The 13,833-nt window shown below is 37.5% G+C and carries 15 protein-coding genes and 1 pseudogene; 2 read left to right on the forward strand and 14 right to left on the reverse strand.

The window, feature by feature from the left end:
* Positions 1 to 124: 124 nt before the first annotated feature.
* From AAHH42_RS00195 to zapE, 5 genes are all read right to left on the reverse strand, one after another.
* Positions 125 to 640: a ClpXP protease specificity-enhancing factor gene (locus AAHH42_RS00195; RefSeq protein ID WP_342221455.1), complete on the reverse strand. Its 516-nt coding sequence runs from the start codon at positions 638 to 640 to the stop codon at positions 125 to 127.
* 6 nt (positions 641 to 646) lie between these two features.
* Entirely contained in the window at positions 647 to 1,291 is a 645-nt protein-coding gene (gene sspA / locus AAHH42_RS00200) for a stringent starvation protein SspA (protein ID WP_072550610.1), read from the reverse strand.
* Between the two features lie 163 nt (positions 1,292 to 1,454).
* Positions 1,455 to 1,847 (reverse strand): 30S ribosomal protein S9, encoded by a 393-nt coding sequence (gene rpsI, locus AAHH42_RS00205; RefSeq protein WP_072550609.1) that lies wholly within the window; start codon positions 1,845 to 1,847, stop codon positions 1,455 to 1,457.
* A 14-nt stretch (positions 1,848 to 1,861) separates the two neighbouring features.
* Positions 1,862 to 2,290, reverse strand: coding sequence for a 50S ribosomal protein L13 (gene rplM / locus AAHH42_RS00210; protein WP_342222087.1), 429 nt, complete (start codon positions 2,288 to 2,290; stop codon positions 1,862 to 1,864).
* A gap of 1,089 nt (positions 2,291 to 3,379) precedes the next feature.
* On the reverse strand, positions 3,380 to 4,522 hold the full coding sequence (zapE, locus tag AAHH42_RS00220) for a cell division protein ZapE (RefSeq protein WP_072550617.1): 1,143 nt from the start codon (positions 4,520 to 4,522) through the stop codon (positions 3,380 to 3,382).
* Between the two features lie 263 nt (positions 4,523 to 4,785).
* Here zapE and zapG point away from each other — a divergent pair, with 263 nt between their 5' ends.
* Positions 4,786 to 5,145, forward strand: coding sequence for a Z-ring associated protein ZapG (zapG, locus tag AAHH42_RS00225; protein ID WP_072550608.1), 360 nt, complete (start codon positions 4,786 to 4,788; stop codon positions 5,143 to 5,145).
* Between the two features lie 245 nt (positions 5,146 to 5,390).
* Positions 5,391 to 5,894 (forward strand): annotated as a pseudogene (slyD, locus tag AAHH42_RS00230) (peptidylprolyl isomerase); the annotation flags it as partial.
* Between the two features lie 221 nt (positions 5,895 to 6,115).
* Here slyD and gshA read toward each other — a convergent pair.
* The 9 genes from gshA to gspI form a co-directional block, all read right to left on the reverse strand.
* Complete coding sequence (gene gshA, locus AAHH42_RS00235) at positions 6,116 to 7,681, reverse strand: glutamate--cysteine ligase (protein WP_072550607.1); 1,566 nt, start codon at positions 7,679 to 7,681, stop codon at positions 6,116 to 6,118.
* A 127-nt stretch (positions 7,682 to 7,808) separates the two neighbouring features.
* Positions 7,809 to 8,300: a hypothetical protein gene (locus AAHH42_RS00240; protein ID WP_342221456.1), complete on the reverse strand. Its 492-nt coding sequence runs from the start codon at positions 8,298 to 8,300 to the stop codon at positions 7,809 to 7,811.
* Positions 8,285 to 8,866: a winged helix-turn-helix domain-containing protein gene (locus tag AAHH42_RS00245; RefSeq protein ID WP_342221457.1), complete on the reverse strand. Its 582-nt coding sequence runs from the start codon at positions 8,864 to 8,866 to the stop codon at positions 8,285 to 8,287. Before AAHH42_RS00245 ends, AAHH42_RS00240 begins: the two co-directional genes overlap by 16 nt.
* Positions 8,867 to 9,357: 491 nt before the next feature.
* Positions 9,358 to 10,197, reverse strand: coding sequence for an A24 family peptidase (locus tag AAHH42_RS00250; protein WP_342221458.1), 840 nt, complete (start codon positions 10,195 to 10,197; stop codon positions 9,358 to 9,360).
* Between the two features lie 26 nt (positions 10,198 to 10,223).
* A complete protein-coding gene (gene gspM, locus AAHH42_RS00255; protein ID WP_342221459.1) occupies positions 10,224 to 10,730 on the reverse strand; it encodes a type II secretion system protein GspM in 507 nt (168 codons plus the stop codon).
* Entirely contained in the window at positions 10,705 to 11,874 is a 1,170-nt protein-coding gene (gene gspL / locus AAHH42_RS00260) for a type II secretion system protein GspL (RefSeq protein WP_342221460.1), read from the reverse strand. Before gspL ends, gspM begins: the two co-directional genes overlap by 26 nt.
* A gap of 37 nt (positions 11,875 to 11,911) precedes the next feature.
* Positions 11,912 to 12,874 carry a type II secretion system minor pseudopilin GspK gene (gene gspK / locus AAHH42_RS00265; RefSeq protein ID WP_342221461.1) on the reverse strand — a complete coding sequence of 321 codons (963 nt, stop codon included), beginning with the start codon at positions 12,872 to 12,874 and terminating at the stop codon, positions 11,912 to 11,914.
* Positions 12,871 to 13,467 (reverse strand): type II secretion system minor pseudopilin GspJ, encoded by a 597-nt coding sequence (gene gspJ, locus AAHH42_RS00270; RefSeq protein ID WP_072550601.1) that lies wholly within the window; start codon positions 13,465 to 13,467, stop codon positions 12,871 to 12,873. Before gspJ ends, gspK begins: the two co-directional genes overlap by 4 nt.
* On the reverse strand, positions 13,464 to 13,811 hold the full coding sequence (gene gspI / locus AAHH42_RS00275) for a type II secretion system minor pseudopilin GspI (protein ID WP_342221462.1): 348 nt from the start codon (positions 13,809 to 13,811) through the stop codon (positions 13,464 to 13,466). The genes gspJ and gspI overlap by 4 nt, the downstream gene beginning before the upstream one ends.
* Between the last annotated feature and the right edge of the window lie 22 nt (positions 13,812 to 13,833).

The raw sequence follows: 13,833 nt of genomic DNA on the forward strand, positions 1-13,833 counted from the left end.
CAGGTTACGAGCCAAGGCTTGGTAGGCAGTAGATTTACCACCAATTAAAAAGGAAAGACGCCCAGTTTCCCGGAAAGTTATTGTTCGAATTAAACATATTGTCAGATCAGGTTCTGTCTGATGACTATTTAATTACTCGTAATGCTGGGCGTCCTCCCCCCCGTGGTGGCTCGTCGTCATCGGACGAATTATCATCAATTTTTCTGGGTGTATTATCGCCATTAATCAGTGTTAATTTGTGAGATGCTGTTAAACTTTCACTGTTAATACCAGACAGGGTTGCCGCTGCTACTTCTACGTCGGTGTTATATGCGTCTTCTGGCTCGAATTCCGTGCCCACACCATTTTCTTGGGCATAGATAGCCAATACTGCTCTTATTGGTATTTTGATATGGCAGGCGATCTGGTTAAAGCTTGCCTGAAAACTCAGTTCGGTATCACCTAATTTTAAATTTCCTACTGCTGCAGTGCCAATATTCAAAACAATTCGTCCATTATCACTAGCTTGCCCCTGGGGGATCTGTACATGAGGTTGCATGGTATCAACCAGCAGATAGGGAGTGAGTTCATTGTCAACCAACCAATCATAAAACGCTCGCAACAAGTAAGGGCGGCGTGGACGCATGCTTGTTATTTTCATAGCAGGTTAACCTTTTGGACGCATTTCACGTTCAGGTTCAGTGAGTGAGGCCAGAAAGCTTTCACGCTCAAAAACGCGGCTCATGTAGCTTTTTAGTTCTTTAGCACTTTCTTTACAGTTTAGTAAATTATCGACTTCCAGTACCTTTAAACGCCATAGCAATGGAGCCAGGAAGCAATCCACCAAGCTGAATTCATGACTCATAAAGTAAGAAAATGTTTTGAACGTTGGCGCAATTTCTAATAATGCTTCGCTCAACTGTTGACGTGCCGCCGTTGCTTCCTGGGTATTAGCCTGTTCGATTTTAGTTTGCAATGAATACCAGTCATTTTTTATACCGTGCATCAGCAAACGACTTCTGGCACGGGCTATCGGATAAACCGGCATCAGGGGTGGATGCGGATAGCGCTCATCCAAGTATTCCAGAATGTTAAGGGACGGATATAGTGTTAGGTCTCGTTCTACCAAAGTTGGAACGGTGCAAGAAGGATTGAGATCGCGCAAATCTTGTGGCGGATTATCGAGGTTGACATCCTCAATTTGAATACCAACACCTTTTTCCGCCAGTACGATACGTACTTGATGGCTAGAAATGTCGGTCGAACCGGAAAACAACGTCATCACCGAACGTTTGTTGGCAGCGACAGCCATAAAAACCTCCAAGTTAGTCTAAAAAGGGTGAAAATGAACACACAAACGAACGGTAGTTTACCAGATTTTGCTTGTTTTGTGGGGGTGGTAAAATATTTCATTACGACTAAAAAACCCGGCATTAAATACCGGGTTTCTAGCATCAACTTTATACCGTAAAAAATTAACGCTTGGAAAACTGTGGGCGACGGCGTGCTTTGCGCAGACCCACTTTTTTACGCTCAACTTGACGTGAATCACGTGTTACGAAGCCGGCGCTACGCATTGCACCACGTAGACATTCGTCATATTTCATCAGTGCACGGGTAATGCCATGACGAATAGCCCCCGCTTGACCTGAGATACCACCACCTTTTACCGTGATGTATAAGTCAAATTTTTCTTCCATGTCTACAAGTTTCAACGGTTGACGCACCACCATACGAGCTGTTTCGCGACCGAAGTAGTTCTCCAGAGTACGTTGGTTAATTGAGATCTTACCGCTACCCGGTCTAGCAAAGACGCGGGCGCAAGAAGTTTTGCGACGACCAGTGCCGTAATATTGATTTTCAGCCATTACTATAATCCCAATTAAATGTTCAGAACTTGCGGTTGTTGTGCCGCGTGTTGGTGCTCGTTACCTGCGTAAACTTTAAGTTTACGGTACATTTCACGACCCAAAGGCCCTTTCGGTAACATGCCTTTAACCGCGATCTCAATCACTCGCTCAGGGTGGCGGGCAATCATTTCTTCAAAGGTCGCTTGTTTAAGACCACCGACGTAACCGGTGTAACGGTAATAAATTTTTTCTTTGCGTTTGTTACCCGTTACCGTAATTTTCTCCGCGTTTAGCACGACAATATAATCGCCAGTATCAACGTGTGGAGTATATTCCGCTTTATGCTTCCCGCGTAAGCGGTGAGCCAGCTCAGTTGCGAGACGACCCAACGTTTTACCAGCAGCATCAACAACATACCAGTGACGTTCTAAAATTTCTGGTTTAGCTACCAAACGGCCCAAAATCTCTCCATTCGCATCAACGACAGACCAATCGTGCTTTACAGCTCTTGGGTGTGTGAGGTGAATGATGGTTTTATCGTTTTTACTAACAACAGACCAATCATCCTGGTCTGTTGTAGTGCCTGGTTTTGCGATACGAGCCACCGTTTTTCCACTAGAATCAACAAAATACCAGTGATAAGACTGTGTAGTGTTGCTGCTTTCATCGACGACACACTCATCGTCAACGTTAGTTGTGTCAACAAAATCATGCTTGTTGCTGACAGTTCTCCGTTTCACGAGACGACCAAGAGTCTTATTATCTGCACCAACAACATACCAGTTAAGAGTATCTGGCTTAGCTGTAAAAGTTTTCATTAAACACTTACCCAATTAATAAGTTACATGTTAGTGAACACTCAGATGTGTAAAAATTTGAGGTTCACAGAACTATCTGGTTTAGCAAACTACTGTTACTAATAATCCAAGAGCGTATTCGAAATCTGTTATGCCTGCTGATACACCGTTAGAAATCAACTCAACATACTCATTTACTCTCTTCATTAGACCTCTTGCATAACCTGCTGCGTGGTGTGAACTCGGCGTTATGCAATGCTAGCAATCCTTATGTACCTTACTGCGCTCCAGGTGCCTTGACTTCACATAACGAACAACGGTTTTGCAAGAAGTCTATTGTATACAGTAACCACGCTATCTCTCCACAGGTTAACACGGTATGACCGGTCACTAAATATTGTACGCTGTGTTTTAATCTTGTTTACATAACAAACTACGATTTCGCAAGAGGTTTACTGTAAAGTTTCTGGGAAAAAAACTTTGTTGGCAACACGGGGTCGCGGGATTATAGAGAACTTAACCATAAAGATCGAACTGTTTTTTTCTAGATAAGAGCATAAATTGGACACTGACATTAGACTTCTTGTAAAACCGTTGTTCGTTATGTGAAGTCAAGGCACCTGGAGCGCAGTAACGGCACGGTACACAGTACATGAGGATTGCGAGCACCAGGTAACGCAGAATTTGCAGCGAGTATTTGCAAACACATAGTAGGTTTTTCAAGCAGTCTATTGGGTTGGCGGCATCCTGGATTCAGGGAATGTGTGGCAGTTTGAGGTACTCTTCGCTTTGCATCTCTTGCAAACGTGACAAGCACCGCTGATATTCGAATTTGAGATGTTCTCCTTGATACAATTCGTACATTGGCACTTGTGCAGCGATAATAAGCTTCACTTTACGTTCATAGAATTCATCAATCAGTGCTAGAAAACGTCGTGCACGATTTTCATTATTTGCTGCTGTTCCTGCAGCTACCATACAGGGAACATTGTGTAATAACACTGTGTGATACTGTTGTGACAATACAACATAATCTGAAGAGCTACGGGCTTCTTCACACAAAACATAAAAATCAACCGCTAATATTCCCTCGACCCTACGGATCACATGCATTGGTCGGTGATTAATTTGCAACAGGGACGATGCTTTCCCCTCAGCCCCCGCTAGTTTGATAAAAATCTGCATCATTTTTTGTTCTGTTTGCTGATTCAGGGGTGTCAAATATAAAGATGCCGACGTTAATGAACGTAGACGATAATCAACACCAGCGTCTACATTCATGACCTCACAATATTGTTTTATTAACACAATAGCGGGTAAAAACCGGTCTCGCTGCAAACCGTTATGATAAAGATTATCCGGTGGGATGTTCGATGTGGCGACTAAAGTGATCCCTCTGGCAAAGAGCGCTTCTAATAGCGTTGCCAATAACATGGCATCAGTGATGTCCGAAACAAAAAATTCGTCAAAACAAAGCACATCAGTCTGGGCTTTAAATCCGTCCGCTACCTTTTCTAACGGATTTTCATTCCCCTGAAACTCGGTAAGCTGCTGATGAACCCGCAACATAAAACGGTGAAAATGGAGTCGTAGTTTACGTTCTCCAGGCAGGCTACGGAAAAACAGATCCATGAGCCAGGTTTTTCCTCGACCGACTCCTCCCCACATGTACAATCCTTGCACAGGTTGATTGAGCAAAGAAGATTTTTGTTTACCGAACAAACGAGCTAAACGCCCATACAAGGTGTCAGGCGCTTGTGGTACACCTTGGCGTTGGATAACCTCTTGACAAAGAGTTTCCAGACGAGTAACAGCCACGTGTTGTATATCATCTGACTGAAAACCATCGATGCTCAAGGCATGTTGGTAAAGTGACGTAAGAGTATTTGGTTGTATTTTTATCAACAATCAAGATTCCATTGAGACAAGGTTAGCGGTTATAGTGGCTATTATTAATTAGATTTCTTGCAAAACCTACTACGTATTTGCAAATACGTGCTGCTAATTCTGTGCTACCTGGTGCTCGCAATCCTTATGTACTCGCATGTACACTGCGGTTGCTACGCTTCAGGTGTCTTGACTTCACAGCATTTGCTACGGTCCTGCAAGAAGTCTATTGAAAAACTTTACTGAGCAACGAAATCAACAAAGGAGTTACCATGACTTGGGAGTATACGCTGATTGGGTTAGTCGCTGGAATGTTAATTGGTGCCGTAGTGATGCGCTTTGGCAACAGCAAGCTGCGTCAACAACAAAAGATGAAAAATGAACTAGACAAAAATAAATCAGATTTAGAAGCATACCGTCGAGAACTGGTCGGCCATTTCGCTCGTAGTGCTGAATTGCTCGATAATATGGCGCGTGACTATCGTCAGTTATATCAGCATATGGCGAAAAGTTCGAACGATCTGTTGCCCGATCTGCCCTTGCAGAATAGTCCTCTGCATTACCGGATCACTGAATCTGAAGTTGACAAGGATAAACCTTCGATAAAAGTACCACCACGTGACTACCCTTAGTGGTTACCCGTTTTAACCAAGATCCTTGATCGCGCCTACTCGCACTATGCGCTAATTTTATTAGGCTTCTTGCAAAATCTACTATGTGTTTGCAAATACGTGCTGCAAATTCTGCGTTACCTGGTGCTCGTAATCCTCATGTATTCACCTGTACCGTGTAGTTCCTATGCTCTAGGTGCCTTGAATTTGCAGCATTCACTACGGTTTTGCAAGAAGTCTATTGTTAAAGGAGTCATTTTATGTTGATGAAAGTAGAAAAAGATTTGGTTGTTAGCTTGGCTTACCAGGTCCGTACTGAAGAGGATGTTCTAGTTCATGAGTCCACTCTAAGCGAACCATTGGAATATTTACACGGGCATGGCTCGTTGCTTATCGGGTTGGAAAAAGCGCTCGAAGGTCATCAAGTGGGTGATCGTTTTGATGTCTACCTCAAAGCATATGATGCTTATGGTGCTTATAGTGAAGAGCTGGTTCAGCGTGTGGAGAAAAAAGTTTTTATGGATGATGAAGGACTGGATCTAGAGGTGGGGATGCGTTTTTTGGCGGAGACCGATCAAGGTCAGATTCCGGTAGAAATCACCACAGTGGAAGATGAACATGTGGTGGTCGATGGTAACCATATGCTGGCAGGTCAAAATTTAAGTTTCAAGGTTGAAGTGCTCGCCATTCGTCAGGCGTCTGAGCAGGAGCTGCAACATGGACACGTTCATGGTGCACACCATCATCACGAGCAGGATGATAGTTGTTGCAGTGCCTAAAAGGATTTTTTGCGCAATAGACCTTTTGCAAAACCACAGCGAGTGCTGCGACGACGTGATTTGGATCCTATGTTGCTGACCTAACATTTTTTTTCGATTAGAGGAACTTCTTTACCTCACGCACGTCATAGTATGTGCAAGACACGCATTCGTTATTATCATCCTTGTTATTGAGATGTTCATTTGGCCACAAGTATGTGGCCTTTCTTTTTTTAACGATCCGTATAGCGCAGAAGATATCTTTCAAAGTCGAGTTCATCTTCTTGTTCTAGTTCATGCTGTCTTTGCAACGAAGCATGATGCTCATCAGATAGTTGCTTTTCGGTAAGGAGTTGAAGTGGTTCATTCTGTAACATTTTACGATAGTGTTTTGCCAAATCTAGACCTGGATTACTTGTTCTATTTTCTTGCTTTTTCTGCTGTAGTTTACATAAAATGCGGGCAGAATAGGTCAGATCCGGATTATCAAAATACGCAACCAACTCATCACAAACCTGCTGATACGCCTGATTATCCTTGCCATCCAAGACTCTCGCGATGCGCCGTAAATCGGCAAACAAAATTTTACCCACTCCATTCAGCGGTTGCTCTACTGCACAACCCATATCAACAGTCTGCTCTGGTTTACGTCCTTCTAGGATCACTCTGTTCCAATTTTTACGCGTACCGAGCAACTCATCAGCGCTCATTTCTGGTACATCGACCAACGCACACCAGATTAGAAACAAATCGAGAAAACGAATTTGCACAGCTTCAACCCCAATGGGTGAGAAAGGATTGATATCTAATGAGCGCACTTCAATGTATTCAATACCACTGTGTAACAAAGCATCGGACGGTGATTCGCCTGTTCTGGTGACCCTTTTAGGCCGAATGGGTGCGTATAATTCATTTTCTATCTGTAACACATTAGTATTGAGTTGCAGATAATCTGTATTTTTTTGCAACTCCAAAGCCGCGAATGTTGCTGAAGGTGTACTAATAGCACGCTTTAACCCCTCGACATAACTCACTAGATCGTTGTAAAGAACCACCAGATTGCTTTGTGATTTATTGTTATACCCTAAATCGCTTAAACGCAAAGAGGTGGCATATGGCAGATAGCAGAGGCCATTTTGATATTTAAAAGCCAATGAGGTTTCTCTTCCTTCAAGGAATGAAGGACAAATTGCGGGTGAAGCACCAAATAAATAGGGAATAACCCAACCGAAACGATGATAGTTACGGATTAGACGGAAATAACCGGCTGAAATTTCTTCTTTACCACTTTTTTCATCGGCAATGCCGACCCTTTTCTGCCAGAATATCAGCGGTAAAGAGAAATTATAATGAACGCCAGAGATGGTTTGCATCAAAGCGCCATAACGATTCTTCAAACCCTCGCGATACAAAGCTTTAAAACGACCTATATTTGAAGAACCATAGGTGGCAGGTTTAATGTTTTGTTGCGCTTTGATAAAACAGGGCATACTCAACGGCCACATATTTTCATCACCCAGTTTACGTGCTGTGTAGCGATGAAGATCACGTAAAAAAATGAGCAGATGGTCAATATCGGTATCAACGGGGGTAATAAACTCTAGCATGGCTTCAGCAAAATCAGTGGTGATCCACCGATGCGTCAATGCGGCACCCAAAGATGCTGCATGTGTGGTTTCTGCTAAGTGCCCATCGGCAGTAATTCTTAATGTTTCCCGTTCAACACCACGACGGATCCCTTGTAATACTTCAGGGTTTGCTTCCAACCAGGAAAGCGCTTGCGATACATCCGGGGTCAAATTGGCCTCCTGCTACAAAAAATCAGGATGCGTTAGCATACTGAGGTTCTAAGAATACTATCACTAAACAATGCGTTGTAATGTCATCATTGTCAATATAGTTTAGCCTGGTAAGTTGTTTCGAAATCTATTCAGCGAAGGGGACCCTGTCACTACGTTTTAGTAATCTGACACTGGCTAATATATGACTCTGTGACAACTCTAATAAAATAGTTTTATTATCTAAGACATAGAATGTAGGGCGGCTGATAAAAATAGGATTCTTTAGTAACAGATTAAGAACCTCATCATCTATATCATTCGGTGTCATTGAAATAATTTCTCTTTCAAATGTATTATTCTTGATATCAACAACACGATAAAATAAATTTCTACTTACTTTAAGCATGGCTTGTTCATCATACACATCAGAAGAAAATTTTATTACTTGGCCCATAATGCTGACACGGGAATTAATATGATATTGGCCATTTTGCGTGGAGAGAAAATAGTTATTCTTCCAATATCCACTTAGTTGATACATTGGATTGTAATAAGCATGGAAGATACCAAAAAATATGCCCAACAGACAGCCAGAACCAATAGCAGTGAGGTAGAAGAAAATTATTTTCTTAGGCATGTCAATCCACCTTTATAGGGTTTACAGACTAAATAACTATTATCACTATTTTTCTTTAATAATAGATACGGTGGTTTCTTATAAGTATGTAAAAATTCAGCATCAATATCTTTATCTAAATTAATCGTGATAGGTAAGTTTTGCGGTTTAAAATGAAAAACATTAATCTGATTTCTGTCAAAAAATAATAGAAATGACAATAAAAAAACAAGTAAAAAAATACCAGTACCGATTAACCATGTAGAAAAAGAAAGTGTATTAAAAGTGAGTACCCGTTCCGATTTTTCGATGAGATCTGTCGGTCTTTCTGGTATCTTTAAATCCTCGGTATATATCGTTTTCGGCTCTAGAGTTAAGCAATAGCCTTTTTTAGGGATGGTGATAATAACTTCATGGTTCTTATCATTAATGGCATTACGTAAATTGCTAATTGTTTGTGTTAGCGTATTTTCAGTAACATAGCTTCCCGCCCATATAGACTGCTCTATTTGCTGTCGTGAAACAGGATGTGGATAATTTTCATAGAGCAAAGTAAGAATCTCAGACTCCTTATTTCTTAGTTTCACTTCTTTACCCTCTTTTTCAATAGTACGAATTCTTGGGGTAAAAGAAACTTATCCATTTTATTTATCCGCTTAGCTGAGGAGAACATAATATATTTTTCCCGTATTCTCTAATGTCATCTGAGCTATTTTTCGCTATTTTAAACATTTTTTAGACAATCGCCTTGAGCTACGTATCTGCAATGACAATCAACGGAAAAAATTAATCGAGTTAACTGATAAGAAAATACAATAAGTTGGTAAGAAACCAAAGAAATATTTAACTGATCAACAGTTAAGTCACTAAAATTGATAAAAAATCAAAAAATTAAAAAACGTATTGTAAACAAAGTTATAAAATATAAACTAGTTAAGAATTACCAAGATAAAACTTAAATTTATAATGGATTAATTCATGCAGTTTTAAGAAAAAATAATTTATCTTTTAAGATAGCACTAACTTAAGATCAATGGATTATTTTTAAACAGTCTGTAATTTTTGACTCTCTATTTCATCAATATAAAAAATAATTTAAATTTTGTTGAAAAAATAAAAATGTCACTCCAGATATTGCCAAGAAAGGGCCGAATGCAATGGATTGTTTCATTTCTTTTTTGAATAATCGCAATGTAATATAATAGATAATACCTAAAGAAGAAGAAATAAATATCAACAATGGAATAACTTCCCAACCGAACCAGGCTCCTAATGCTGCCATTAATTTAAAATCACCGTATCCCATGGTCTCTTTACCTGTTAACATCTTCATAAACCAATAGGTCAACCAAAAAAATAGATAGCCTAAAACCGATCCGATGACTGCGGAATGTAAAGAACTAAACATATGATTCAGGTTCAATAATAAACCGCCCCAAAGTAAAGGTAGAGTTATACAATCGGGTAATATCTTTTCGTTTAAATCAATAAATGCGAGAACAACTAATGACCAAGTCAATAGTAATGCGGCAAGTTGTCTCCATCCATCATTGTAATTCATCATAATAAGAACGGTAAGTATCGCGGTTAACATTTCTACAATAGGATAATGTAAACTGATTTTATTATTACAGCATTTACTTTTTCCTCTGAGATATAACCATCCTAAAATGGGAATATTATAGATTAGCGGTATTTTTTTCTGACAATGAGGGCATGAAGAACAAGGAATAAATAAATTATATTTTTTTATATCGAGATCATGAGTGTTATCATTTAACAGACCTATTTCTTTATCCCATTTATTACGTAAAATAATAGGAGTACGATATATTATTACATTTAAAAAGCTACCAACACATGAACCCAAAATAATAAAAAAAATAAAATATCCGTAAAAATAGTATTCAGTCATCATGATTTCCTTATAGAACCACATAAAAATTATTTGCCTGTATGAAATCTGGTTAATAGAAGCGAGCTAACCAGGACATTGTCGTTTTGTTTCATATTTTTAATTATTTTTATTTTATGCACGCTAATACCATAAATTATTTCCAGATCAATTAATAACATTAACAATTCGTTTAAGAGCACATTATTTATTCTTATATGAATATTGTTAGCCTGTTCATCGATAAGTGTAAAATATATTTTTCTATCATTAGTTATACGTCTTACGATAACATTAATATCTTCTATATTGTTATTTTCTTCAGGTAAAACTGACTTGAGCATCATTATTTCTTTTCCCAAGCTAACTATAGATAACATAGTATTATTTGCCTGTGTAAATTGAGAAATACTTTGTTCTTTATATTTTAATGCCGGCAATAATAAAAGATAATAAAGAACCATTATCGTTAATAAAAAGATAAATAATACTACCAGTGATTTTACTTTAAAAGATAATGTATTAACTTGATCAATCAAATTTTTTATTTTCTTCATACTGTTCCTTAAAAAGGGATAAATTAAAATTATTACCTTTTCTGTTATCCACTTCAATGCTAAAGTTTTTGCCAAAATGGGAAGCTAATTGACTAATTATATCTTTATCTATAAGATTAAATCTAACCCCTAATTTTTTTTCATCTTGATTGAATTCAATTTCAGTAATATTTACTAGGGGTTCGGCTAACAAAGGTAAATTAATTTTTGCCATCAACTGCATAAAAATAGAACACGGATATCTTTCTTTTAAAACAGAAAGATATTTTTTATCAGCTAGATTGATATTGGTAATATTATTCGCTACTGGGTTGATCATGTTATAATAATCAAGTGATTTATTGTTAATATATTCTGCATGTTGATTATTCTTATAACCATCAAAAATCAGTCTTGAGAAAAAAATCACAAAAAAAATAAAAATTATCAACGATAATCTACAGAATTCGTCGATATATTTTTTCTTTTTACTATGAGCTATAAATTCACCTTGTAAAAAATTAATTTTTACAGAATCTACATTTTCTGCTAGTAAAAGTATCGGCTCGATAGAAGGATGAGATATCCAGTGAATATCACTTTTTTCTTGTGTACTAAAAGTATGAATAGTTTTAGGATGAATAACATGAGGAATCAGTTGGTTAAAGTCAGATGAATTGATTAAAAAACCCGATACCTGATCTTTTCTGATTAGCCATTGCTGATCAAGTTTTATTGCCGTCCAAGCATCATCAAATGAAGGTAACGCGAGGATATCAGGAATTAGGCTATCAGCTGAAAGCTTAGCAGATTTTAACCATTGTAGCCATTGATGGATTAAACTTTTCTCTATAGCTGCGATAAAAAAATCTTTTCCTTGTTGCTGTAATTTTATAATGTGTAATTGTTCAGCATCAGTGGCTATAAATTCTTCTAATAGATAAGGAATAGACTTTATATTCACTTTTCTTACAAATGAAATACGACGAAAAATAATACAATCAGCAGGTGCTAATATCATAGTTCGATAATGTGCATATTTAGATAATTGTATTAATTCGTGTATATTTTTAAAACATCCGTGTTTATCATTTCCTTTTTTTTCAGGTATGATGATGCTCCAATAAATAGGTTTATCTTCACTTTTACCTAAGCGAATAACCAACTTTCCTGTTATTATTTATTTTGTTTTTTCCATCGAATTACTCATTTATTCCATATTGCCGTTGTATTACTTCAACACCTTGTGATGTAACTTTAAATGTACTCTTCATACGGAAGTAATTGCCATTTTTTTCAATCCACATAATGGCATGAAAATAAATTTCTTCTATCGTTAACAATGTAGTTATATTTTTTTTAAACTTGGCGAGTTCATTATTATTCAATAATAAATGGTCGATAAATGCATCTACATTATGCCAACCTGATGTAGGTTTCATATTTATAATTTCTAATGCGCGTGCTTTATCTATTATCTTAGGAAAAAATGAAACCAATAATTGACTATGTAGTGGATTTAATGTATTGATATTAAATTTAAATTTATCATCAGGTAGTGCACAAAGGATCCCTTTTAGTCGATTAAAGATATATTTGTCGATATAAGGTAACATGCGTAACTCCGTGATATCTTGGAACAACCTATTTGTTATCACCGGAGCTAGCTTGACTTTATTATTGTTACTCTGTTTTTGTTTTTTATTTAACCTGCTATTATTTGAACGCTTCCTGTTTAATATTAATGACATAATTTCATTTGCTTTCTGATGATGAACACCATTATAGATAAGTAAATTTTTAAAAACTTCTTCTGGATGATAAGACTCTTGAATTCTCTCATCAAAATTGGAATTGTAGAGAGCATTGATATTAAAACAAGCACTATCATTGAATAAGTTAACACTAATAATTGCATTATCAAGATAAATATATTGTTTTTTATTTACCCATTGTTGAATATTACTATTTTTTTTTACCGAAATTAACAATTTTCTTAATACGGTTTCTGCACCTAATAATATCCATTTATCTTGTTGCTGAACCTGTAGAGTGGCGGTCATAAAAAAAATATGTAACCAATTCTGATTAATATTAATAGCTGGTATACTCATTAAAAGCAAAATAAATAATATAATTAGTAAGGCAATACCCCTCTGTCTCATTGAACCGCTTCCTGAGCTGTTAGTATCATCATTTTCCTGATGATATGCATATTTTCAAGTTGCAAAATCACTGCAACGCCTTTAGGCATCATGCTTGGGTGATCCCATTTTTCTATCCATTGCTTCCTATGATAAAATTTCAGCTGGAAATCCAGCACATTGCGCAATATAGTCGTAACATTTGGCTGGTCATTTGATAAATTATCGGGATAACGATAACTTACACGTTCTAATGTATTATTTTTAATTCGATACCTCACTCTTTCAAGATTAGAACGCGGGAATAGCCCAGCCGGGTTAAACCGATTATTCCGTATTAAATCAATACTGTTCTCGCCACTGTAAAGTTTTTCAGACTTAACGGAAAAATTATCTGATCCAGACAGCAGGATGATCGCATGGGTTATATCTCGCTCCAAAAATCCTATGGCTCGTTGAATATTAACTAATCTCGTTGATTTTTGTATAAATATTTCTGAACTTTTGAATGTGGTTCGCAAAACCTGATACGCAGTAAGATTCATTATGGAAAATATCGCCATTGCCAATAACATTTCTAATAATGTGAAACCATATAAATAGGTGTTTTTCATCTTTTTACCGCGTAGCCTATTAAAATAAAGTCTGGTTGTAAATTTGTTATCTCTTTACGTATTTCTATAGTAACCAAAATAAGATCTTTATTGGTTGATTCCCCACCCCGCCAGCGCCAATACCATTGTTGACCCGCTAGCTCATTATTTCCACTACTCCATATATATTTGGGCGGGTAATTATTAAGTTTTATTTCTACCAATATATTTTCTGCGATCCAGGATGCATATATACGTTCTTCTAGTCTGTTAAGCCCTCGTAGCTCTTCACTGATAGCAGTGACAATCGTTAGCCCTGCGATAGAAAAAATAACTAAAGCAACCATCACTTCTAATAATGTCATACCCTGATTTTTTTCATCCCGT

The sequence above is a fragment of the Candidatus Fukatsuia endosymbiont of Tuberolachnus salignus genome, from assembly GCF_964030845.1.
GTDB classification, from domain to species: domain Bacteria; phylum Pseudomonadota; class Gammaproteobacteria; order Enterobacterales; family Enterobacteriaceae; genus Fukatsuia; species Fukatsuia symbiotica.

Excerpts from the sequence above, each read along its gene's own strand:
- rpsI (WP_072550609.1), bottom strand. The coding sequence starts at position 1,847 with ATGGCTGAAAATCAATATTACGGCACTGGTCGTCGCAAAACTTCTTGC.
- gspJ (WP_072550601.1), bottom strand. The coding sequence starts at position 13,467 with ATGAAAAACACCTATTTATATGGTTTCACATTATTAGAAATGTTATTG.
- zapG (WP_072550608.1), top strand. The coding sequence starts at position 4,786 with ATGACTTGGGAGTATACGCTGATTGGGTTAGTCGCTGGAATGTTAATT.
- AAHH42_RS00195 (WP_342221455.1), bottom strand. The coding sequence starts at position 640 with ATGAAAATAACAAGCATGCGTCCACGCCGCCCTTACTTGTTGCGAGCG.
- gspI (WP_342221462.1), bottom strand. The coding sequence starts at position 13,811 with ATGACATTATTAGAAGTGATGGTTGCTTTAGTTATTTTTTCTATCGCA.
- gspM (WP_342221459.1), bottom strand. The coding sequence starts at position 10,730 with ATGAAGAAAATAAAAAATTTGATTGATCAAGTTAATACATTATCTTTT.
- AAHH42_RS00250 (WP_342221458.1), bottom strand. The coding sequence starts at position 10,197 with ATGATGACTGAATACTATTTTTACGGATATTTTATTTTTTTTATTATT.
- AAHH42_RS00240 (WP_342221456.1), bottom strand. The coding sequence starts at position 8,300 with ATGCCTAAGAAAATAATTTTCTTCTACCTCACTGCTATTGGTTCTGGC.
- sspA (WP_072550610.1), bottom strand. The coding sequence starts at position 1,291 with ATGGCTGTCGCTGCCAACAAACGTTCGGTGATGACGTTGTTTTCCGGT.
- gspK (WP_342221461.1), bottom strand. The coding sequence starts at position 12,874 with ATGAGACAGAGGGGTATTGCCTTACTAATTATATTATTTATTTTGCTT.